This is a genomic window from Xenorhabdus vietnamensis, assembly GCF_002127535.1.
Classification (GTDB): Bacteria; Pseudomonadota; Gammaproteobacteria; order Enterobacterales; family Enterobacteriaceae; genus Xenorhabdus; species Xenorhabdus vietnamensis.
This window is the reverse complement of record NZ_MUBJ01000010.1, coordinates 14,939-34,632: the sequence shown is the minus strand read 5'-3', so window position 1 is coordinate 34,632 and position 19,694 is coordinate 14,939. Positions and strand designations below refer to the sequence as shown.

General features: G+C 40.9%; 19 protein-coding genes. 9 read left to right on the top strand and 10 right to left on the bottom strand.

Annotated elements, in window-relative coordinates; genetic code table 11:
- Positions 1–11: 11 nt before the first annotated feature.
- Complete coding sequence (gene arsC / locus Xvie_RS10525) at positions 12–368, bottom strand: arsenate reductase (glutaredoxin) (protein ID WP_086109276.1); 357 nt, start codon at positions 366–368, stop codon at positions 12–14.
- A 12-nt stretch (positions 369–380) separates the two neighbouring features.
- Positions 381–1,844: a beta-barrel assembly-enhancing protease gene (bepA, locus tag Xvie_RS10520; RefSeq protein WP_086109275.1), complete on the bottom strand. Its 1,464-nt coding sequence runs from the start codon at positions 1,842–1,844 to the stop codon at positions 381–383.
- Positions 1,845–1,990: 146 nt separating this feature from the next.
- On the opposite strand from bepA, the gene Xvie_RS10515 reads away from it, so the two are divergent.
- Positions 1,991–3,061, top strand: coding sequence for an AI-2E family transporter (locus Xvie_RS10515; protein WP_086109274.1), 1,071 nt, complete (start codon positions 1,991–1,993; stop codon positions 3,059–3,061).
- A 126-nt stretch (positions 3,062–3,187) separates the two neighbouring features.
- On the opposite strand, the gene bcp is transcribed toward Xvie_RS10515, so the two are convergent.
- Positions 3,188–3,655 (bottom strand): thioredoxin-dependent thiol peroxidase, encoded by a 468-nt coding sequence (gene bcp, locus Xvie_RS10510; protein WP_086109273.1) that lies wholly within the window; start codon positions 3,653–3,655, stop codon positions 3,188–3,190.
- Between the two features lie 502 nt (positions 3,656–4,157).
- Here bcp and Xvie_RS10505 point away from each other — a divergent pair.
- On the top strand, positions 4,158–4,886 hold the full coding sequence (locus tag Xvie_RS10505; protein ID WP_086109272.1) for a Thoeris anti-defense Tad2 family protein: 729 nt from the start codon (positions 4,158–4,160) through the stop codon (positions 4,884–4,886).
- Between the two features lie 151 nt (positions 4,887–5,037).
- Here the strand turns inward: Xvie_RS10505 and Xvie_RS10500 are convergent, their stop codons facing one another.
- Positions 5,038–5,601: a glycine cleavage system transcriptional repressor gene (locus Xvie_RS10500; RefSeq protein WP_086109271.1), complete on the bottom strand. Its 564-nt coding sequence runs from the start codon at positions 5,599–5,601 to the stop codon at positions 5,038–5,040.
- Positions 5,602–5,855: 254 nt separating this feature from the next.
- Here Xvie_RS10500 and dapA point away from each other — a divergent pair, with 254 nt between their 5' ends.
- From dapA to purC, 3 genes are all read left to right on the top strand, one after another.
- The gene (gene dapA, locus Xvie_RS10495) at positions 5,856–6,755 is read left to right on the top strand and encodes a 4-hydroxy-tetrahydrodipicolinate synthase (RefSeq protein ID WP_086109270.1); all 900 of its coding nucleotides are present in this window, start codon (positions 5,856–5,858) and stop codon (positions 6,753–6,755) included.
- Positions 6,756–6,772: 17 nt separating this feature from the next.
- The gene (gene bamC / locus Xvie_RS10490) at positions 6,773–7,819 is read left to right on the top strand and encodes an outer membrane protein assembly factor BamC (RefSeq protein WP_086109269.1); all 1,047 of its coding nucleotides are present in this window, start codon (positions 6,773–6,775) and stop codon (positions 7,817–7,819) included.
- A 92-nt stretch (positions 7,820–7,911) separates the two neighbouring features.
- Entirely contained in the window at positions 7,912–8,625 is a 714-nt protein-coding gene (gene purC, locus Xvie_RS10485; protein ID WP_086109268.1) for a phosphoribosylaminoimidazolesuccinocarboxamide synthase, read from the top strand.
- 93 nt (positions 8,626–8,718) lie between these two features.
- Here purC and Xvie_RS10480 read toward each other — a convergent pair whose 3' ends face one another.
- Positions 8,719–9,114 (bottom strand): hypothetical protein, encoded by a 396-nt coding sequence (locus Xvie_RS10480; RefSeq protein WP_139838846.1) that lies wholly within the window; start codon positions 9,112–9,114, stop codon positions 8,719–8,721.
- 450 nt (positions 9,115–9,564) lie between these two features.
- Here Xvie_RS10480 and Xvie_RS10475 point away from each other — a divergent pair, with 450 nt between their 5' ends.
- Both Xvie_RS10475 and Xvie_RS10470 read left to right on the top strand, forming a co-directional pair.
- A complete protein-coding gene (locus tag Xvie_RS10475; protein ID WP_086109266.1) occupies positions 9,565–10,017 on the top strand; it encodes a DUF441 domain-containing protein in 453 nt (150 codons plus the stop codon).
- Positions 10,018–10,037: 20 nt separating this feature from the next.
- On the top strand, positions 10,038–12,230 hold the full coding sequence (locus Xvie_RS10470) for a tRNA(Met) cytidine acetyltransferase TmcA (RefSeq protein WP_086109377.1): 2,193 nt from the start codon (positions 10,038–10,040) through the stop codon (positions 12,228–12,230).
- On the opposite strand, the gene Xvie_RS10465 is transcribed toward Xvie_RS10470, so the two are convergent.
- The 5 genes from Xvie_RS10465 to Xvie_RS10445 form a co-directional block, all read right to left on the bottom strand.
- Entirely contained in the window at positions 12,175–12,369 is a 195-nt protein-coding gene (locus Xvie_RS10465; protein WP_086109265.1) for a YpfN family protein, read from the bottom strand. The genes Xvie_RS10470 and Xvie_RS10465 overlap by 56 nt on opposite strands.
- A gap of 159 nt (positions 12,370–12,528) precedes the next feature.
- Positions 12,529–13,197, bottom strand: a complete 669-nt coding sequence (locus Xvie_RS10460; RefSeq protein ID WP_086109264.1) for a M15 family metallopeptidase — start codon at positions 13,195–13,197, stop codon at positions 12,529–12,531.
- Entirely contained in the window at positions 13,194–14,321 is a 1,128-nt protein-coding gene (gene dapE / locus Xvie_RS10455) for a succinyl-diaminopimelate desuccinylase (RefSeq protein WP_086109263.1), read from the bottom strand. Before dapE ends, Xvie_RS10460 begins: the two co-directional genes overlap by 4 nt.
- A 14-nt stretch (positions 14,322–14,335) precedes the next feature.
- Positions 14,336–14,746 carry an ArsC family reductase gene (locus Xvie_RS10450; protein ID WP_086109376.1) on the bottom strand — a complete coding sequence of 137 codons (411 nt, stop codon included), beginning with the start codon at positions 14,744–14,746 and terminating at the stop codon, positions 14,336–14,338.
- 326 nt (positions 14,747–15,072) lie between these two features.
- Positions 15,073–15,708 (bottom strand): response regulator, encoded by a 636-nt coding sequence (locus tag Xvie_RS10445; protein ID WP_086109262.1) that lies wholly within the window; start codon positions 15,706–15,708, stop codon positions 15,073–15,075.
- Positions 15,709–16,261: 553 nt separating this feature from the next.
- Between Xvie_RS10445 and maeB the strand changes: the two genes are divergently transcribed.
- Together maeB and Xvie_RS10435 are read left to right on the top strand one after the other, a co-directional pair.
- Positions 16,262–18,541 (top strand): NADP-dependent oxaloacetate-decarboxylating malate dehydrogenase, encoded by a 2,280-nt coding sequence (gene maeB / locus Xvie_RS10440; protein WP_086109261.1) that lies wholly within the window; start codon positions 16,262–16,264, stop codon positions 18,539–18,541.
- 151 nt (positions 18,542–18,692) lie between these two features.
- On the top strand, positions 18,693–19,595 hold the full coding sequence (locus Xvie_RS10435) for a ChaN family lipoprotein (protein ID WP_086109260.1): 903 nt from the start codon (positions 18,693–18,695) through the stop codon (positions 19,593–19,595).
- The last annotated feature ends 99 nt before the right edge of the window (positions 19,596–19,694 follow it).

Here is a 19,694-nt window from a genome sequence, read left to right as displayed (position 1 = left end):
CTGAAAAATATTTAGAACAAAATTTCTTTAACTTGCTCAGGGGGACGTCCCAAACGCGCCTTATCACCAACAACAACAATCGGGCGTTCTATCAATTTGGGGTGTTCAGCCATAGCTTGAAGCAATGACTCTTGGGATAATGTGGTATCACCAAGATTTAATTCTTTATAGAGATCTTCTTTGGTACGCATCAATTGACGGGCATCTTTGAAGCCGAGTTGTTTCAATAATATGGCAAGCTGTTTTACAGTAGGTGGTGTATCGAGATAGTGAATGATTTCTGGCGCAATGCCGAGTTCTTCAACCAGCTTAAGTGTTTCACGGCTCTTTGAGCAACGGGAATTGTGGTAGAAAGTAACTTTTTGCATGTAAAGAATCCTTCATTTTTTGTATTGGCTGTAACTCTGTTGTAGTTGGCGCAATTGATCAATGCGGGCATCATATCGCTTTTGAGCATAACTACCCAATTTTACCAATGCACTGGCTTCGCTAAGTTGTGCTATAGCTAAGTCAAATTTACCTTTTAATGCCATGATTTCTGCTTGGACGGCGAGTACCTCATCGTGTTTTCCTTGTTTTCCAACCGTGTCTCTTAACAGTTCCCAACCATTGAGATCGTCTGGGTGATTGAAGGTATAACGAAACAGGAGTTGTGATGCTTGAGAATACTTTTTGTCCTGAAAGTAAGCATTTGCGAGGGAAAATTGCAATACCGGATTGTTTTTTTGCTTTTTAAGGGCGTCCTGCAATCGATTGATAGCACTGGTATACTGTTTTTGCCCGATATCAATATTATTCATTGCATCAATAAACCAAATGTTATCCGGTTGCTTATCCAGCAATGGAGAGAGGATTGCTCTGGCTTCGGTATATTTTTTATCCTGAGAAAGCAAAATAACATGTCCATAGGCAGCAGCAAGCTGTTCTTTGGTGGTTCCTTGACTATATTTTTTTAATAACTCGTCAATATAAGGGCGTTGATTGGTCGAATACATTGTTAAAATACGAACACGGGCAAACAGAAAATCTTGCGACTGAGGAACGGCTTTAGCTGAATATTGATTTGCCCTATTGCGGGCATCAGCCAAACGGCTGTCAGGTAATGGATGAGTATATAGCATTTCCGGTAGCGTGGAGCTGTAGCGGGATTGATCTGCCAGTATCTGCATGAAGTTAGGCATACCGCGCGGGTCAAATCCTGCTCGACTGAGTGTCTGCATTCCAATGCGATCGGCTTCTTGTTCATTTGATTGGGTAAAACTGATCATGCTTTGTTGGAAACCTGCGAGTGTACCACTGAGTGCAGCCATACCTGCTTGTGGGTTGGCCATTATAAGCAGGATAGAACCCAAAGTGCCGGCCCATGCGATGGGGCTGGTACGTTTTTGTTCTTCTATTAGGCGTGCCAGATGTCGTTGTGTTACATGGGAAATTTCATGGGCCATGACAGATGCCAGCTCGCTTTCATTACGGCTATAGTGCAATAAGGCTGAATGAAGAACAACATTGCCACCGAAAAATGCGTAAGCATTAATATTTGGATTATTGATTAGATAGAAATGGAAGGGAGTTTTTACTGAATCGGCATGGCTGACTAATTTATGACCTAGGTTATTAATGTACTGAGTCAGTAGCGGGTCATAAATCAGAGGTGCCTGAGCTCGTATTGAGCGTATATAAAAGTCACCCATGGCCATTTCCTGATTGATGCTGAGGGTTGCCCCCGCTGTAGTGCCAATATCAGGTAGTGAATCTTCAGCCAGTGCGGATAATGCCGGTGTATTGCCCAATAACAATAGGCTGATAAAGATAGTTATCAGCGATTTTTTCGACGTTTTTTTCATAAAGCGATTCCCATAAAACAGTGTGCTCCATTCTGGCTATCAATTTCATGAATACGTTTATGATAAAAGGTTACCCTAAAATCGTTAATGATAATAAATTTTAGTGAAAAATAATTATTACATATTGCTGCTAAGGAGTTGTATTTATGTTGGATATGATCATGCAATGGTATCGTCGCCGTTTCACTGATCCACAAGTTGTTGCATTATCAGTCATTTTGTTGGCTGGTTTTGGGATCATTTATTTTTTCAATGGGATTTTGGCGCCTGTTCTTGCAGCCATTGTATTGGCCTATTTGTTGGAATGGCCCACTACACAATTAGGAAGGTTGGGGTGTAGCCGAACACTTTCTGTTTCGATTGTATTAACAATGTTTATGGGAATCAGTGCGTTAGTTATCTTGATTGTTGCCCCGACTGTCTGGCAGCAAGGCTTGAATTTATTTTCTGATCTTCCCAATATGATTAACCGGTTTAATGAGTACGCGCATACTTTGCCTTCTCGTTATCCTGCGCTGGTTGATGCCGGTATTATTGATATGGTTGCTGATAATTTGCGTAGCAAGTTCTCTTTGGCAGGGGAATCCGTTTTTAAGTTTTCGGTTGCTTCTTTGATCGGATTACTGACGCTAGCGATTTATCTGATCCTTGTTCCCTTGATGGTATTCTTTCTATTAAAAGATAAAAAACAAATGGTGGTGGCATTACAGCGTATATTGCCACGTAACCGCAGTTTGGCTGGTAAAGTGTGGCGTGAAATGAACCAGCAGATAACCAATTATATCCGTGGCAAAGTAACGGAAATGGTTATATTGACTATCTGTACGTATGCTGTATTTGCTTTCTTTGGATTGCATTATTCTTTGTTACTTGCGGTTTTGGTTGGTTTATCTGTGCTCGTTCCTTATATCGGTACAGTGCTTGTCACCATTCCAGTTATTATCGTGGCTTTGTTTCAATGGGGAATTGGGGCTGATTTCTGGACTTTGTTCATCGCATATTTAGTGGTACAGGGGTTAGATGGTAACCTCCTTGTGCCAATTTTGTTCTCGGAAGCAGTTAATCTTCATCCACTTGTCATCATCCTTTCTGTCATTATTTTTGGTGGATTATGGGGATTCTGGGGCGTTTTCTTTGCCATTCCACTGGCTACTTTAATCAAAGCTGTCATTCACGTTTTGCCGGAAGAGAAATTTGAAGAAAAGGAAAGACAATAGCAATTGCTAATATTGCAGAATTAATCAGTGAAAAATAGCGAGTGAAAAAGTAAACAAGTTGCCGCCTGATGGATGGAGCGGCAACTCAAAATTTATTGTGGCTATGATGAGATGATAGACACAAGATTAATGTCGTTTTACGTAATCCAGCACAACTTGATGATGATCACTGGTTTTGAATTTATCAAAAACGTGTTCAATATATCCTTGTGGGTTAATTAAAAAACTGATGCGGTGAATACCATTATAGGTTTTCCCCATGAACTGCTTTTCTCCCCAAACACCAAATTGCTCAGCAACTTGGTGGTCAACATCAGAAAGTAGAGTGAAATTCAGCATCTCTTTTTCTACAAATCGGGATAGCTTTTCAGGTAGATCGGTGCTGATGCCTAATACTTCAACATTAGCGTTTTTCAGTTCATCCATCGAATCACGTAAGCTACATGCTTGAACTGTGCAGCCTGGTGTCATTGCCTTGGGGTAAAAATAAACTAAAACACGCTGTCCCTCGAAATCAAGTAAATTAATAGTTTCGCCATCTTGATCAGGAAGGCTGAATTGAGGTGCCTTATCACCGGCTTTCAGTGAACTCATCACTCATTCTCCGTTTGTTCATTTTGATTTAAATGATTGGTGTGCTAACACGGCTATATATTTTTGCATTAATACGTATAAATGCTTTTTCATAATAGTGATACATTTAGCTCTTAAAGCTCCCTTACGCCTCGCGGTGCGAGGTGTAAGAAAGTGATCTAGCATTTTGAGAGCTTATTTATACATCATATGTTATACATTCATATGAATTTAAAGTTAAATTTTTTCTCCTGACTTTATTATATTCAACACAGTTCATATGTATTCGTCTCGTTTCACGATAAATATGTACATATTTGAGCAGCTTTGGTCAATAGTCGATTGCACTTGCCTATATTTGAGTTTTATAACTCAGTAAATCGCTTATCATATGTCAAATTATATGTCTCGCTACGCGAGGTTATTTGATTGAATCAATGATTTTACTTAAGTAAAATTTTTTGGTGGTTTAGCAGTAGGATGAAATTACCTTGAACTTTAACAAATAATAAGTGAGGAATTTATGTCTGAATTTAATAAGCCAGAAAATCAACAGCCTGATCTCAAATGCCCATTTGATCCAGACCAATACAAGATTAAGGTTCGTGCTGTAGCAGCACCAGCAGGTTCTTTTCCTTGGGCAATAATTCAAGTTTACTTGGGTAATCATGTGAATCGTGATGGTTGGGAGGCTTCTAACGAATATATTCGTCTTGCCTCCGGGTTGGTGAATTTTTCGCCACAAATTGAAAAGACCAATGAAAATGGTGAATGTTCAATTTGGCAGCCAACTCAAGAAGATATGATGGCTTGTGATTGGAAATTTCACTGTATGTTGTCTTTTGATCTTAAATTAGGAACGAGCAAATTTAATTATGGTCAGGACTGGGGATATATAAGTGACAAGGAAGGATATCTCAATACAGGTGAATCTACTTTTGGTACTTTAAACATAACCTCAAATAAGACAGATATCGCAAACATTCTGGCGTTCTATTGGGGTACGAGTGATTGGTTGCATTTGATAGTTTCTTCGAAAGAGAGCCATGAGAAGATAGCAGGACTACTTACGAAAAATATTTATGTAACTGTTGATGACACAATCTATAATCTTGGCGCTACCTCACTTTCGAGTGGAGATAACACCAATGGTACATACACCGTTGAATATGGCAATAATGATGCACGTAAACTAGGTGAGGTATTGAAACAAACAAATAAAACCAAGACGTTCTGTATCAATTGGAGTTAATTCTGCTTATATTCTGAATTCGAAGCTGCGCTCCGGCGTAGCTTTTTCTTAAGAATCAGCCTCCAAATTGAAGGCCCTGAGTATATTTTATCTTTGTACACGCATATGTATTTTGGGGTTATTAAATCATATTTTATTTAACTTATTGTTTTTATTTGAAAATTTCAATTTTTGAATGATTTTGTACGCTAATGCTGCCTTGTGCATTTAATTCTGTACATAGGTGATGAAAGGTTTCTTTAAATAACGTTCCATTATCGTCCGATGGGTTTTGGCCTGTAATTTGAATTTGAAGGCGAGCAGGTTGGCTCTCCTCGGCTGGGTGCGTTTTTGATACCAGCTCAGCAATATTAAAATCTTGAGCCGTAAATAAACTGGTAAAACGTTCAACAATTCCCGGTGAATCATTTATATCTACCTTAACGGTGATGGTCGAAGGAAATTTTTTCTGAACACCGCATCGGGTACGTTTCATTACTATAAGTAGTTCAAGCTCCGCGCCCTTCTGTGGCAGGGTGGATTCGATCAAAGTAATGGCGTTCCAGCTTCCAGATAGCAACATAATAAAAGTAAATTCTTCGCCAAACATTGCCAGACGGCTGTCCTCAATATTACAACCGCATGTACTGACAAGGCGGGTGATGGTATTGACGATGCCGGGACGATCGGTACCCAAGGCTGTAATCACTAAAAAATGCTGTTCTGATGTTGGCAAAGCGATTTTCCTTTTAATTTTAATAGATGTCTGTTGTGTATGTTGTGTATGTTGTGTTTAAACATAAAAAATGATCAAGAGAAGGTCAATCGCATTTGTAAAAGGAACATGATTATAATTTCTGTTTAATCCGCTACACTTGATATTAACAAAATTCATTGAAATCGCGTGTTTAAGGAGTTTTCTTCTGTATAACAAGAAAGTACCATGAACTTCTCATTTGCAGTTTAAGGTTTAACTAAGGGGAAATGGCAATGGTAAGTGATCATTCTGGTTTTACAGGCAGTATAGTTGCATTGATAACTCCGTTGGACTCAGCTGGTCAGATTGATAAGGTTAGTTTGAAAAAATTGGTTGAATATCACATCGCCAGTGGGACATCTGCGATTGTGTCTGTTGGGACAACAGGCGAGTGCGCAACACTTCACCATGACGAACACGTTGAGGTTGTACTGACAACATTAGAAATAGCTGATGGGCGCATTCCTGTAATTGCAGGAACAGGGGCGAATGCTACGGCGGAAGCCATTTCTCTGACCAACTGTTTCGAAAATACGGGTATTGTGGGTTGCCTGTCAGTGACACCTTATTATAATAGACCATCGCAGGAAGGTTTATATTTGCACTATAAGGCAATAGCTGAGAATACTGACTTACCACAAATTCTGTATAATGTGCCATCTCGTACCGGGTGTGATTTATTGCCTCCGACTGTCGCTCGTTTGGCGAAATTGAAAAATATTGTTGCACTTAAGGAAGCGACGGGGAACTTAAGTCGTGTTAGTCAGATCCAAGAATTGGTTAATGATGAAAATTTCATTCTGCTGAGTGGTGATGATGCAAGTTTTGTCGATTTCATGCAGCTTGGTGGTAAAGGTGTTATTTCTGTAACTGCAAACGTTGCGGCAGCGGAAATGGCACAGATGTGTGAATTGGCTGAACAAGGTGAATTTTTGAAGGCTCGCGGCCTGAACAGCCGACTGATGGAATTGCATCATCAATTATTTGTTGAACCTAGCCCGACACCAGTTAAGTGGGCTTGCCGTCAATTGGGATTGATTGCCAATGATTCACTGCGTTTGCCAATGATTCCGCTAACGCAGGAAGGGCAAATTCCAGTTGGTAAGGCCTTGAAAATAGCTGGATTACTGTAAAATTTTAGGGAATTTTAATGGCAACATTATTGCAAAAATCGAAGGTCATGAAGATTGCTGGTCTGTCGTTGGTAGTTTTTTTGGCTGCCTGCTCCAGCGATCAGCGCTATAAACGTCAAGTAAGCGGGGATCAATCCTATCTTGACACTCCACCACTGAAAACATTGAATATCCCTGAAGGAATGATATTACCGCTGCAAAATAGTGAGTATAATATTCCAGCAATGAATTCAACAGGGGCAGTGGGTAAAGATTTGGATATACGTCCTCCATTGCAGGCTCTTGCGTTATTGACGGGTTCCCGCGTTGAAAATAGTGCTAACAGCAGTAAGTTGTTGCTTGAAAACACCCCGGAATACAGCAAATTATGGCCACAGATAAACAATCTGTTGGAAAAAAATGGCTACAATATCAGCCATAAAGATGATTCAGCACAAACTTTGACGACTGATTGGATTACGTGGCAACGGGCTGATGAAAATGTTCCTTATCAGGGGCGTTACCGTATTTCGGTTATCCAACAAGGTTATCAAACAGCACTATCTGTTTCGAATGAAGGTTTGAAACATGGAGAGAAAGAAATTACCGCTCCGGCCGAAATCCAGCATTACAATGTCATGATGCTTAATAAATTGGCGGGTGACTTAAGTCAGCAACAGGACGCTGCGAGCCTGAGCAGTGCTAAAAGCACGGGTGCATTGTCTGTACAAAGTGGTAGTGATAATACCGGCCTGCCACAAATAATTGTACGCGCACCATATAACGTGGTTTGGAACAGGTTGCCACACGCGTTGGAAAGTATTGGTATGCAGGTCACTGATCGTACACGTTCTAAGGGAGCGATAGAAGTGACTTATAAAGGACGCAGTTCTTCTGATTGGAAAACGTTGGGTGTAGAAGCGCCTTCTATCAGCGAAGGAAACTATAAATTACAGGTGGGTGATTTGGATAACCGAAGCAGTCTGCAATTTATCAGTGAAAAAGGTAAGCCGCTGACCCAATCTGAAAATGATCAAATGGTGGCTGTGCTGGAAGCTGTATTTAGCCAATCCAACGGTAAGTAATATATAAAAGGGGCTCAGGCCCCTTTTATATTTTGGATGAGTTTTTTGTTTAATTCTTTATGTTTGAAGATGTCATATTTCTGGAGTGTAAAATGCAGAAAAAAGCTGAGTTGTATCGTGGAAAGGCAAAAACAGTGTATGCCACTGATAATGCTGACTTACTTGTGTTGGAATTCCGTAATGATACATCAGCATTGGATGGTGAACGCATTGAACAGTTCGATCGCAAGGGAATGGTGAATAATAAATTCAATCATTTCATTATGAGCAAACTGGAAGAAGCGGGCATTCCGACGCAAATGGAACAACTGCTGTCAGATAATGAATCCTTGGTGAAAAAACTCGATATGGTTCCTGTTGAGTGTGTTATTCGTAACCGCGCCGCAGGATCTCTTGTTAAGCGTCTGGGGGTAGAAGAGGGAACGGTGCTTAATCCGCCATTGTTTGATCTGTTTCTGAAAGATGATGCTAAACACGATCCTATGGTTAATGAATCCTACTGTGAGACATTCGGTTGGGTGAGCAAAGAGCATTTATCTGAAATGAAACGCCTGAGCTACAAAGCTAATGAAGTATTGAGCAAATTGTTTGATGATGCTGGCTTGATTCTGGTGGATTTTAAGTTGGAATTTGGTTTGTTCAAGGGCAAAGTCATATTGGGTGACGAGTTTTCACCGGATGGCAGCCGCTTATGGGATAAACAGACGATGGATAAAATGGATAAAGATCGTTTTCGTCAAAGTCTCGGTGGCTTGATTGAAGCGTATGAGGAAGTTGCACGCCGGATTGGCGTTATTTTGGACTAATGACGCAAACGATTACTTAAAAAATTTGTTTTAAAATAAACGGATGCCCGACAAGAAAAAGGGCATCCGTTTATTTTGTGCGCTGAGTCAACTTTAGAGCAGGGACTTGGTTATTTGTTTCCAGCCTTTTTGATGCATACAGTCGTGATAAGATTCTCTTCTGGAATCTTCGTTAACATCCATCACATAACTTTCGGTCATGGGAACATTCTGACTGTAGTAACCGTTTTTTCCGCATTGATCTTTATTTATACAAGGCTGTTGTACCATTTTCATTGTTGATCTTTGGCCTACTTCATTTTTGACAGGAAACTGCTGTAATGCCGACTGCTTGCATACAGCTTTTGCTTCATTGAAAGGGACTGGGTTACTTGTTGCAGGTACCCATTGCGTGGTGCAACCAGCTAAGGAAATACAAATTATGATGGAGGATGTTAATTTCTTCATATTACTTATACGAATGTATCCTGATTGCTTGAGGCTTCTCACACAATCTTTCCGCATTCACCCTGGTAAAAGTTTAATGTTTATCAGTAAAGCGCGGTAAAGCTGGCGGGTTACTGACGTTGTGGCTAAAGTGCCATGTTGTGATGTTTTTCATTATCAAGAAACAAGAAGCATCTTGATTTGTAAGAGTAATTATTTATCAATGTTATTGATTAAAGCAAGTGTGTTACCAAACTACAAATCGCTATATGACTCACTCTATTTAGGTAATGTACTGAAAGGATAAGGAACCTCTGTTTCATGCTATGTTTATTACTGATTGTTTTATATATAAATATAGCTATTCAGAACCATTCTCCTACTGAATGCAAATATTTTTCATTAAGTATAAAAATTTTTAAGTTATTATCCTGCCCGTACCAAAACTTATGTTGTTTGGTTTTAAAATGATCAGACACAGTTTTTATAGGGTGTTATAGGAAATAAAAACTTATGAGCCATATTGATCCTACTTTACTTATTTTGCTCGTGCTTGCAGGGCTTGGCATCATCAGCCATAACATGACAGTTACACTTGCCATGTTATTTCTGTTGGTAGTCCGTATCACGCCATTGAATCAGCTTTTTCCTTGGGTGGAAAAGTATGGCTTGACGATAGGTGTCCTGATTCTGACTATCGGAGTCATGGCACCTATCGCAAGTGGGAAAATTTCCGCACAGGAAATTTTTAGCTCTTTCTTAAATTGGAAATCACTGTTGGCTATTGCTGTGGGTATCCTTGTGTCATGGTTGGGTAGTCGTGGTGTTGCTTTAATGTCTGGTCAGCCTTCTACGGTTGCGGGGCTATTGATTGGTACTGTGTTGGGAGTGGCTCTATTCAGGGGTGTTCCTGTAGGCCCACTGATTGCCGCAGGTATTTTATCGCTCATGATTGGTAAGTCGTGACTGTGTATAGCTCATGGGCAATGTTGCAGGCACAAATGCAACAACAGGGACAGCGACGTTTAGTGGTTTTGAGTGGTGACTCTCAATGGAGTGCATTAATCGTTAAACAGTTAATAAAACAGTTTCAAGGGGATTGGTTAACGGTTTCTGCTCATACATCTGATGCTATTGATCCAATAAAATCTATTGATCCAACAAAAGCTGTTAGTTTGCTTGGACGTGAATTTTTGCATGGTATTTTTGATGCAACTAAGGGATTTAATGCTGAAGCACTGGCAATATTGGCTGGCACACTAAAAGCGGGAAGCTGGTTGGTGATGCGTGTGCCCATTTGGTCACAATGGCCGGAACAGCCTGATGAAGATAGTTTGCGTTGGAATGAATTGGCAGGCACCACTCTGACGCCTAATTTTATTCGGCATATTCAGCAGCAAATCCTCGCGTTCCCTGAAGTATTATTATGGCGTCAGGGAATACCTCTTCAGATGCCGCCATTGCCCCAAACCGGAGCATGGCAGATGCCTGATGGAACCCCAACAGCCAATCAGCAGTCTATCCTTGAAGAATTATTACAGGCTACACGAGGCGTTTGGGTGATCACTGCACCACGGGGGCGGGGAAAATCTGCTCTGGCAGGCATGTTGGTGCGGTATTGGCAAGGCAAATGCTGGCTATGTGCACCTGCGAAAATAACGACGGAAGTTATTCGGCGTTACTCTGATATTTCAGATTTAGCTGAGCATAAATCTTTGCAACAAGACCCCCCTTTTTGGGCAGTAGACAGTTTGTTGAAATATTGCCATGCAAAAAATGGTGGACAGAAAAATAAAAGCGATATTGATTGGTTATTGATTGACGAAGCTGCGGCGATACCAATGCCACAGTTGACAGAATTGATCCGCCATTTTCCTCGAGTATTGTTGACTTCTACCGTTCAAGGTTATGAAGGAACAGGCCGTGGTTTTTTGTTGAAATTTTGTGCCGCATTACCTGATTGCCATATTCGTGAATTGAAAACTCCCATGCGCTGGGCTGAAAATGAACCATTGGAAGCGTGGCTGGATAATGCTCTGTTATTTAATGATAGACAGTTATTTGATGATAAACAGTCGGTTTATGACACATGCTTAAGTGAAGAGCGATCAAGTAAAGCAGCATTCTTGAGTGAAAAAAGCCCGAGCGAAGAAAAGTTGTATTTTCACCCGATTCATCAGTCTGAATGGTTACAAAATTCCACATTATTACGTCAATTTTATGGGCTATTAACCAGTGCACATTACCGTACATCTCCTCTTGACTTGCGTCGATTGATGGATGGTAACGGGATGACATTCCTTGCCGCCATTTCCCGTTCTTCAGAGCATAAACCACAGCTGATAGGCGCTTTGTGGATGGTGAACGAAGGTGGTTTGTCACAGACATTGGCACATGAGATATGGGCAGGTCGTCGGCGGCCAAGGGGAAATTTGGTAGCTCAATCCCTGGCGGCACATAGTGGTTTTCCACAGGCTGCAACCTTGCGATCACAGCGAGTCAGTCGCATTGCTGTACAAGCTCAATATCGCCGTCGTGGTATCGCGCAACATTTGATAATCCAGCAATGTCGGGAAGCCAGTAAACAAAAGCTGGATTTTATCTCTGTCAGTTTTGGCTATGCCGCTGAACTTTGGGCAATGTGGCAAAAATGTGGCTTTCAATTGGTGAGGATGGGAACCCACCGGGAAGCGAGCAGTGGTTGCTATACCGCGATGGCTGTCTTGCCATTGAGTGAACAGGGGAAACAGTTTGCTCAATCCGCACAGCAGCGATTATCCCGGGATGCCAGCGGATTGGAATCGTTACTGGGTTTTGCCTTGCCAGTTGAGCATGACAGTGACGAAAACATTAATGACAGTGATTGGCAGGAATTGGCTGGATTTGCATTTGCCCATCGTCCTTTGTCAGCATCTTATTTTGCATTACAGAGATTACTGTTGATGAGTCATTTGGCCTTGCCAGCGTTGAGAAAGCATCTGCAACAGCGATTAAGTATCGAACAATGTGTCAGTGATTTATCTTTGAATGGCCGTAAGGCACTGTTGAAACATTGGCGGGAGGAGGCGGCTGATGCATTGGCAAACATAGATGAAATGCTTGCCAATCATTGGAAAAACTGGGTTATTTCTTGCGATTATTCTGCGACCGATCATCTTCATCGTCCCATTGAGCGTTAAGATCTCGATGTGGGGGCAATTCAGGTTTGTTATCCAAGAATGATTTCGGGTCGACGCGATTTAGCGCTTTTACCGCATTAATGATAATGCCGATAAGCACTAACAAAACAATCCACCAATAATCTATCAACCAATGCATGGTATTTTCCTCGGAATGTTAAGAGCCTCTTTCATGAGGCTCAGGAGCCCCATATGCAATTTCTAATAATTAACTATTTTCAAGTTAATATTCTTAAAGCTTGCCATAATTATAGCCAGCTATTTTGCTGATCTGCTATTTTCCTGAATGACGATTTTCTTAGTCTACTATCCTGATGTACTTTTCAAATATATAGGATAGATTGAATTTCAACCAATCAATGCCAGCAATATCACGATTTTCCCAAGCACTCAGCAGAACTTGCTCATCGAATAAATTTTCGGCTGCATGGGATAATGGCCAATAGCTGATATGCCATGGCTCATAGGCTACACCTGCGTCATAATGAGTAAAGGGACGGTAGAAATCATAGCGAGACATGTTTTCTGTCAGCCAATGGGTTAATGGCTCAAAGTACCCTCCATTCTCATATTCCCACGGCTCCAGCTGCAATTGTTTACCTTCTGGTAGCAGAAAGGGGTCATAAATATCCAGCTCGGTGCCCCAATGATGGCGACTCGCTCCTGGCAGGGCTGACCAACGGAGAATAGCTTTACAACGTTCACCTTCACTCATTTTCGAGATATCAAGAGGTTGGCTGTTGTCATCTAATACTGGACGCTGACCACGGAATTTCTCATTCCAGATAGTTTGCTGGCGCGCGAAATCGCGGAACGAACTGGCAGGTTTTAGCTTAAAACCTGCTTTAGTTGCTTCTTTCTGCATGGCAAGAAACGCCTTGGTAGCATTAAACTGCAAACGATGATTGCCAGTAAGGGTGATGAGATGATCCGTGGACAGACCGGTCAGGGTTTCAGGCGTCATCATTTGATTAATTGCTCCATGATACGTTGATAAATCAAGCTCAATTCTTGTAAATCAGACACTTTGACACATTCATTTGTTTTATGGATTGTCGCATTGAGTGGCCCTAACTCTACGACTTGTGCTCCCATCTTGGCAATAAAGCGCCCATCTGATGTACCACCATTGGTTGATAGTTCTGGCTTATACCCACAATAGTGCTCAATGGATTCCACCACAGCATCAACAAGAGCTCCCTTACAAGTCAGGAAAGGTTGACCTGATAGCCACCAGTCAAGTTCGTATTTGAGGTGATGCTTTTTCAGCATATCTTCAACCTGCTGGCGGATCTCAGCATCTGTCAGCTCGGTGCTGAAGCGGAAATTAAATTGAACCCACAATTTACCAGGGATAATGTTATTACTGCCGGTGCCTGCTTGAATATTGGCGATTTGCATACTGGTGGCAGGGAAAAATTCATTACCACTATCCCATTGAGTATTGATGAGTTCTTGAAGAAAAGGCACAGCACGATGAATAGGATTATCAGCCAATTGTGGATAGGCAACATGACCCTGGGTGCCAAAAATCGTCAAACTGGCAGTCAGAGAACCCCGACGACCATTTTTGATCATATCTCCAAGGCGTTGCTGGCTGGATGGTTCTCCGACCAGACAATAATCCAGACGTTCATGGCGAGACATTAACTCTTCAACAACCTTAACTGTACCATTAGTGGCTTTGGCTTCTTCGTCGGAGGTGATCAGAAAAGCCAGACGGCCTTTATGTTCAGGATTTTCTGTGATAAAACGTTCAGCAGCAACAACCATTGCAGCTAGAGAGCTTTTCATATCGGCAGCGCCACGACCATACAGCATCCCATCACGAATAGACGCTTCAAAAGGGGGAGTTTGCCATTGTGAGATATCTCCGGCAGGAACGACATCAGTATGTCCTGCAAGAGCAAAAGTGACTCCGGTTCCACGATAAGCCCAGAAATTCAAAGTATCTCCGAAAGGCATCCGTTCTATGGTGAAGCCAATATCTTGCAGGCGCTGGATAAGAAGTTCCTGACAGCCTTGATCATCTGGACTGACAGAAGGACGGTTGATTAACTGTTGAGCAAGGTCGGTTACTGGACAAATCATGATGGTATCCTTATCTAGCCATGGGAAAAAAATTGTTCATATTGTTCTGCCTTGAAACCGAGTAGATACTTTTTTGCTTCTGTTTCTTTGCTCTTTGAGTCCCCTGTGCTTGAGGCCAATAGAGGGCGTTTTATGATTGATGGTTGTTCCAGCATTAGTGCCTTGGCAGCCTCTGCATTGTCAACGGTAGCTTTTTGTTCGTCAGATAATTTACGCCACGTTGTACCACGGGTATTCAGGAGAGATTCCCAGCCAACTTGGTCAATGAATGATTGGAGTAGCTCAGGGGATAGACCATCAACCCGATAATCATGAAATTGATAAGGAATTTCTTGATCTTCTAACCAGCGACGCGCTTTTTTTATGGTATCGCAGTTTTTGATACCGTAGAGAATAGATACTTGATGAGAAGTGGTATCTGACATAATGAAAGCCTTGGTTTTGTCTTGTTTAACATATCCGACATAATGCGGGAAATTTGGCATTTTATCCAGACAACGCATGCTTGTGCATACTTTCTGCCCATTTTTTTCCAGACATTTATGTTATGGATGTTTAAAACATCAGCAAAAAGCAAAGTTAGATTATCTTCAAATCAAGTAATAAATTATATAGATAATATACTTATTATTTCATTGTAAATTGATTTATTTTTAATTAATTTATTATTCTTGATAACTCACAATTTCCCCACTGGCAAAACTTAGGGAAATTGTGTTTCATATTGGGGACGTTAAGAGATAATTTAACGTTAAATGAAATCTATTTTTCTATGTTTTAGATAGATGATAGTGGCTTCGAGACGGGAGCGGGATTTGAGTTTTTTCAATAAGTTACGAGTGTGAACTTTCACGGTTTCTTCTGAAATAAAAAGGAAGTCAGCAATTTCTTTATTTGTCATTCCTTCGGCAATTTCTTTTAAGACATCTAATTCACGTTTGGTTAATTTTGATAACGGATCAACATAAAGATGGCGGGTGGATAAATATTGGTGGACTCTTTCACTGAACACAGCATGACCATCTATGGCTTTTTTTATATTGTTCAATAGAGGAGTGAGCTCGATATCTTTTAATAAATAACCATTCGCACCAGCATCAACCGCATCATAAATATCACTTCTGTGATCTGAATCAGAGAGTATCAGGATATAGGAATCAAGTCCTTTTCGGCGGAGAGATTTAATCGTATCAATCCCTGAAAGACCATGGATTTTTAAATCCATCAAAATAATGTCAGGCTTTATTTGGCAAGCGATATTAATCGCATCTTCACCATTGCCAGTTTCAGCAGTCACAATGAGTTCTCGTTCTAGTTCAATTAACCCTTTTAAGCCGTGACGAATGATAGGATGATCATCAACTATCATGACTGAATGATTATGCATGTTCTTTCTCCCATATAGAAATGCAGATTTTATGTTTGATAAAACATAAAAGATAGGATTCTGCTTTATGTTAAATTGCTGTGTAATTTTTATGGAGTATATTGAATCATCGTTAAGGAGATTCTGAAAATATATCCTGATATAAAAATAGAAATATCGCAAACAAGTTTAACCATCAGGGTGAAATAAATTCAATTTCATAAGAAAATGTGTTTCCTTAATTGCTAGTAATTTTCCAAATAAATTTGGATGAATATTTTATAGATTAATTTTTGTTTTTGTAAACTTATTTTAAATGTTAATTCTAAAATACAACTTTAATTAATTTATCAGGTTATTAATTTTAGATTAAATACCTCTTAATAGGTATCATTGGGATAATATCTATATAATATTGATTAACATGAAATCATTCTTTGCTTGTTTTTTGTGCCTTGATTTTGGAGGTGATGAACAAAATGCTGTTGATATCATGATTTAACCTTCTGTAACTATTATACTGAGCAGATTTTCACTAAGACATACTAAGACATGACGTGTAAAGGATCAGATGATGGATGAAAAATTAAAACAAAGTGCCCTCGATTTTCATGAGTTTCCACAACCTGGGAAAATTGCAGTTACACCGACTAAGCCATTGACAACACAACGTGATTTGGCATTAGCATACTCACCGGGTGTTGCTGCACCTTGTCTTGAAATAGCAAAAGATCCTTTGGCGGCCTATAAATATACTGCACGCGGCAACCTTGTTGCAGTTATCTCCAACGGTAGTGCGGTTTTAGGATTGGGAAACATTGGGGCATTAGCCGGTAAGCCTGTTATGGAAGGCAAGGGAGTTTTGTTCAAAAAATTCTCTGGTATTGATGTTTTTGATATAGAAGTGGATGAATCCAATCCTGATAAATTGATTGATATCATCGCGGCTCTGGAGCCTACTTTTGGTGGTATCAACCTTGAAGATATCAAGGCACCAGAGTGTTTCTATATTGAACAGAAACTCCGTGAGCGCATGAAAATTCCGGTATTCCATGATGATCAACATGGTACGGCAATTATTTGTACCGCAGCAGTGCTGAATGGATTGCGGGTTGTTGACAAAGACATTAGTAAAGTACGCATGGTTGTATCGGGAGCTGGGGCTGCCTCGATTGCCTGTATGAATTTGCTGGTAGCACTGGGTCTGAAACGTGAAAATATTGTCGTTTGTGACTCAAAAGGGGTTATCTATCGTGGCCGCGAAGAGAACATGGAGAAGACTAAGGCGGCTTATGCCATTGAGGATAACGGCAGCCGTACACTGGCAGATGTAATCCCTGATGCTGATATTTTCCTCGGTTGCTCTGGGCCGGGAGTTCTGACACAAGACATGGTGAAAACCATGGCAAAAAGTCCTCTGATTATGGCATTGGCCAACCCTGAGCCGGAAATTTTGCCACCGCTGGCAAAAGCAGTGCGTCCTGATGCAATTATCTGTACTGGCCGTTCTGATTTTCCTAATCAGGTGAATAATGTTCTTTGCTTCCCGTTCATCTTCCGTGGCGCATTGGATGTTGGGGCAACAACCATCAATGAAGAAATGAAACTTGCTTGTGTGCGTGCCATTGCTGATCTTGCGCTGGCTGAACAAAGTCAGGAAGTTGCTTCTGCCTATGGTGATCAAGACCTATTCTTTGGCCCTGATTATATTATCCCGAAACCTTTTGACCCTCGCTTGATTGTAAAAATTGCGCCAGCTGTAGCAAAAGCTGCGATGGAATCAGGTGTAGCAACCCGGCCTATTACTGATTTCGGGGCATATATTGAGAAACTCAGTGAATTTGTCTATAAGACCAACCTATTTATGAAACCAATCTTCTCCCAAGCTAAGAAAGAGAAGAAACGTATTGTATTGGCAGAAGGGGAAGATATTCGTGTTCTGCATGCTACACAAGAACTTGTCTCCTTGGGACTGGCATTTCCTATTCTGATTGGTCGTCCTAGCGTTATCGAAATGCGGATTAAAAAGCAAGGTCTGCATATTGAAGCCGGTAAAGATTTCGAAGTTGTGAACAACGAGAATGACCCGCGTTTTAAAGAATATTGGCAAGAATATTATCAAATGATGAAGCGACGTGGTGTTTCCCAGGAACAGGCTCGTCGCGCAGTGATTGGTGATCCTACATTAATAGGCGCAATCATGGTACATCGTGGTGAAGCAGATGGCCTGATTTGTGGCACAGTTGGTAGTTACAATGAACATTACCAAATTGTGAAAGATGTTTTTGGTTTCCGTCAGGGAGTACATACCGCAGGCGCCATGAATGCCTTGATGTTGCCAATGGGGAATACTTTTATTGCCGATACTTATGTCAATGAAGATCCAAGCCCGGAAGAATTGGCTGAAATCACACTGATGGCAGCTGAAACCGTTCGTCGTTTCGGCATCGAGCCTAAAGTCGCTTTATTGTCACGCTCAAGTTTTGGTTCCGCTGATTGTGAATCGGCGCGGAAAATGCGTAAAACTTTGGAATTGGTTCAGCAAATGGCACCATCACTTGAGATTGACGGTGAAATGCATGGTGATGCTGCTCTGATGGAAAGCATTCGCCGTGATATCATGCCGGACAGCCCTCTGAAAGGCTCTGCGAATCTGTTAATTATGCCAAATATGGAGGCGGCTCGTATCAGTTATAACTTGCTGCGTGTTACCAGCTCAGATGGGGTAACCGTTGGCCCTGTGTTGATGGGGGTTGCGAAACCTATTCATATTCTGACACCAATTGCATCTGTACGCCGTATCGTAAATATGGTGGCATTGGCGGCTGTTGAAGCGCAAACCAACCCTCTCTAAATATCTCTGTTGATTGTCCCGATTTCGCTGTGAGATCGGGATAAAATTGTGAGCTGCCCTGCTAAGCCTATGCTTAACAGGGTTTTTTATTTGTAAATAATTCTCATTATCTATAATATGCGGGCAATTTTTCTTTTGATAATGAATAAGAATGAAAACATCTCCCTGCATAAAATCGACTTTTTTAGCTTGTTCTCTGTTACTTGGTGGTTGTGCCGTAGCACCAAATGATGCTCAGAATACCTCTCAAATAGCATTTCAAGTCCTTCCCGGCGAATTAATGCAATCCGGTGCGGTACTTGATATGAAAACAGGGAAGGCGATAACCCCCGATGAACTGCTTGAACAATTGGCGACCTATCCTCGCATTGTTGTTGGTGAAAAACATGACAATTCTTATCATCACCAAATCGAGTTATGGTTAGTTCAACAACTAGAGAAGAAACGTCCTCATGGCTCTGTATTACTAGAAATGATTAACCCAAACCAGCAAGAAAAAGTGAATAAAGTGAAAAGTTGGTTGCAAGGTAATCCGATTGTCAGGAGTGAACGAGTCCAGGACTTATTGGCATGGAATCAGGGATGGCCGTGGAAATGGTATGGTGATTTGGTTATGGAACTGATGAGAGCACCTTATCCATTGTTAGCGGCAAACTTGGATCGCGATGAAATCGATCAAGCGTACAAGAGCCACAGGGCTGGAGATAGAACTTCACTGGTTTCTGATGATGTTAAAAAACGAATTGATGAAACCATCAAAAATTCTCATGGTGGAAATATAGATGAACTACATCTTTCTGCTATGAGCAAAATTCAGCAGATGCGTGACCAGCGAATGGCTGAACAGTTGATTAAAGCACCATCACCGGCATTGTTATTTGCGGGGGGATATCACGCGGTAAAAGCGATGGGTGTTCCTCAGCATATGAAAAAAATAGCGCCAAATGAAAAAGTGGTCGTATTTGTGATTGCGGAAGAAGGGGTTTCATTAAATGGCGAATATGCCGATTTCGTCTGGTTTACGCCAAAAGTGAGCGAAAATGTAACCAAATAATGGTAAGTATCACAAGGATGTGAATTATTAATAAATAAAAATAGTTTTCATTTATATATTGAATTGATTATCATTCATATCAATTTATTATTGACATAA

What these genes read in the sequence shown, in the direction of transcription:
- arsC (WP_086109276.1), bottom strand. Translation starts at nt 368, where the DNA reads ATGCAAAAAGTTACTTTCTACCACAATTCCCGTTGCTCAAAGAGCCGT.
- bepA (WP_086109275.1), bottom strand. Translation starts at nt 1,844, where the DNA reads ATGAAAAAAACGTCGAAAAAATCGCTGATAACTATCTTTATCAGCCTA.
- Xvie_RS10515 (WP_086109274.1), top strand. Translation starts at nt 1,991, where the DNA reads ATGTTGGATATGATCATGCAATGGTATCGTCGCCGTTTCACTGATCCA.
- bcp (WP_086109273.1), bottom strand. Translation starts at nt 3,655, where the DNA reads ATGAGTTCACTGAAAGCCGGTGATAAGGCACCTCAATTCAGCCTTCCT.
- Xvie_RS10505 (WP_086109272.1), top strand. Translation starts at nt 4,158, where the DNA reads ATGTCTGAATTTAATAAGCCAGAAAATCAACAGCCTGATCTCAAATGC.
- dapA (WP_086109270.1), top strand. Translation starts at nt 5,856, where the DNA reads ATGGTAAGTGATCATTCTGGTTTTACAGGCAGTATAGTTGCATTGATA.
- bamC (WP_086109269.1), top strand. Translation starts at nt 6,773, where the DNA reads ATGGCAACATTATTGCAAAAATCGAAGGTCATGAAGATTGCTGGTCTG.
- purC (WP_086109268.1), top strand. Translation starts at nt 7,912, where the DNA reads ATGCAGAAAAAAGCTGAGTTGTATCGTGGAAAGGCAAAAACAGTGTAT.
- Xvie_RS10475 (WP_086109266.1), top strand. Translation starts at nt 9,565, where the DNA reads ATGAGCCATATTGATCCTACTTTACTTATTTTGCTCGTGCTTGCAGGG.
- Xvie_RS10470 (WP_086109377.1), top strand. Translation starts at nt 10,038, where the DNA reads ATGTTGCAGGCACAAATGCAACAACAGGGACAGCGACGTTTAGTGGTT.
- Xvie_RS10465 (WP_086109265.1), bottom strand. Translation starts at nt 12,369, where the DNA reads ATGCATTGGTTGATAGATTATTGGTGGATTGTTTTGTTAGTGCTTATC.
- Xvie_RS10460 (WP_086109264.1), bottom strand. Translation starts at nt 13,197, where the DNA reads ATGATGACGCCTGAAACCCTGACCGGTCTGTCCACGGATCATCTCATC.
- dapE (WP_086109263.1), bottom strand. Translation starts at nt 14,321, where the DNA reads ATGATTTGTCCAGTAACCGACCTTGCTCAACAGTTAATCAACCGTCCT.
- Xvie_RS10450 (WP_086109376.1), bottom strand. Translation starts at nt 14,746, where the DNA reads ATGTCAGATACCACTTCTCATCAAGTATCTATTCTCTACGGTATCAAA.
- Xvie_RS10445 (WP_086109262.1), bottom strand. Translation starts at nt 15,708, where the DNA reads ATGCATAATCATTCAGTCATGATAGTTGATGATCATCCTATCATTCGT.
- maeB (WP_086109261.1), top strand. Translation starts at nt 16,262, where the DNA reads ATGGATGAAAAATTAAAACAAAGTGCCCTCGATTTTCATGAGTTTCCA.
- Xvie_RS10435 (WP_086109260.1), top strand. Translation starts at nt 18,693, where the DNA reads ATGAAAACATCTCCCTGCATAAAATCGACTTTTTTAGCTTGTTCTCTG.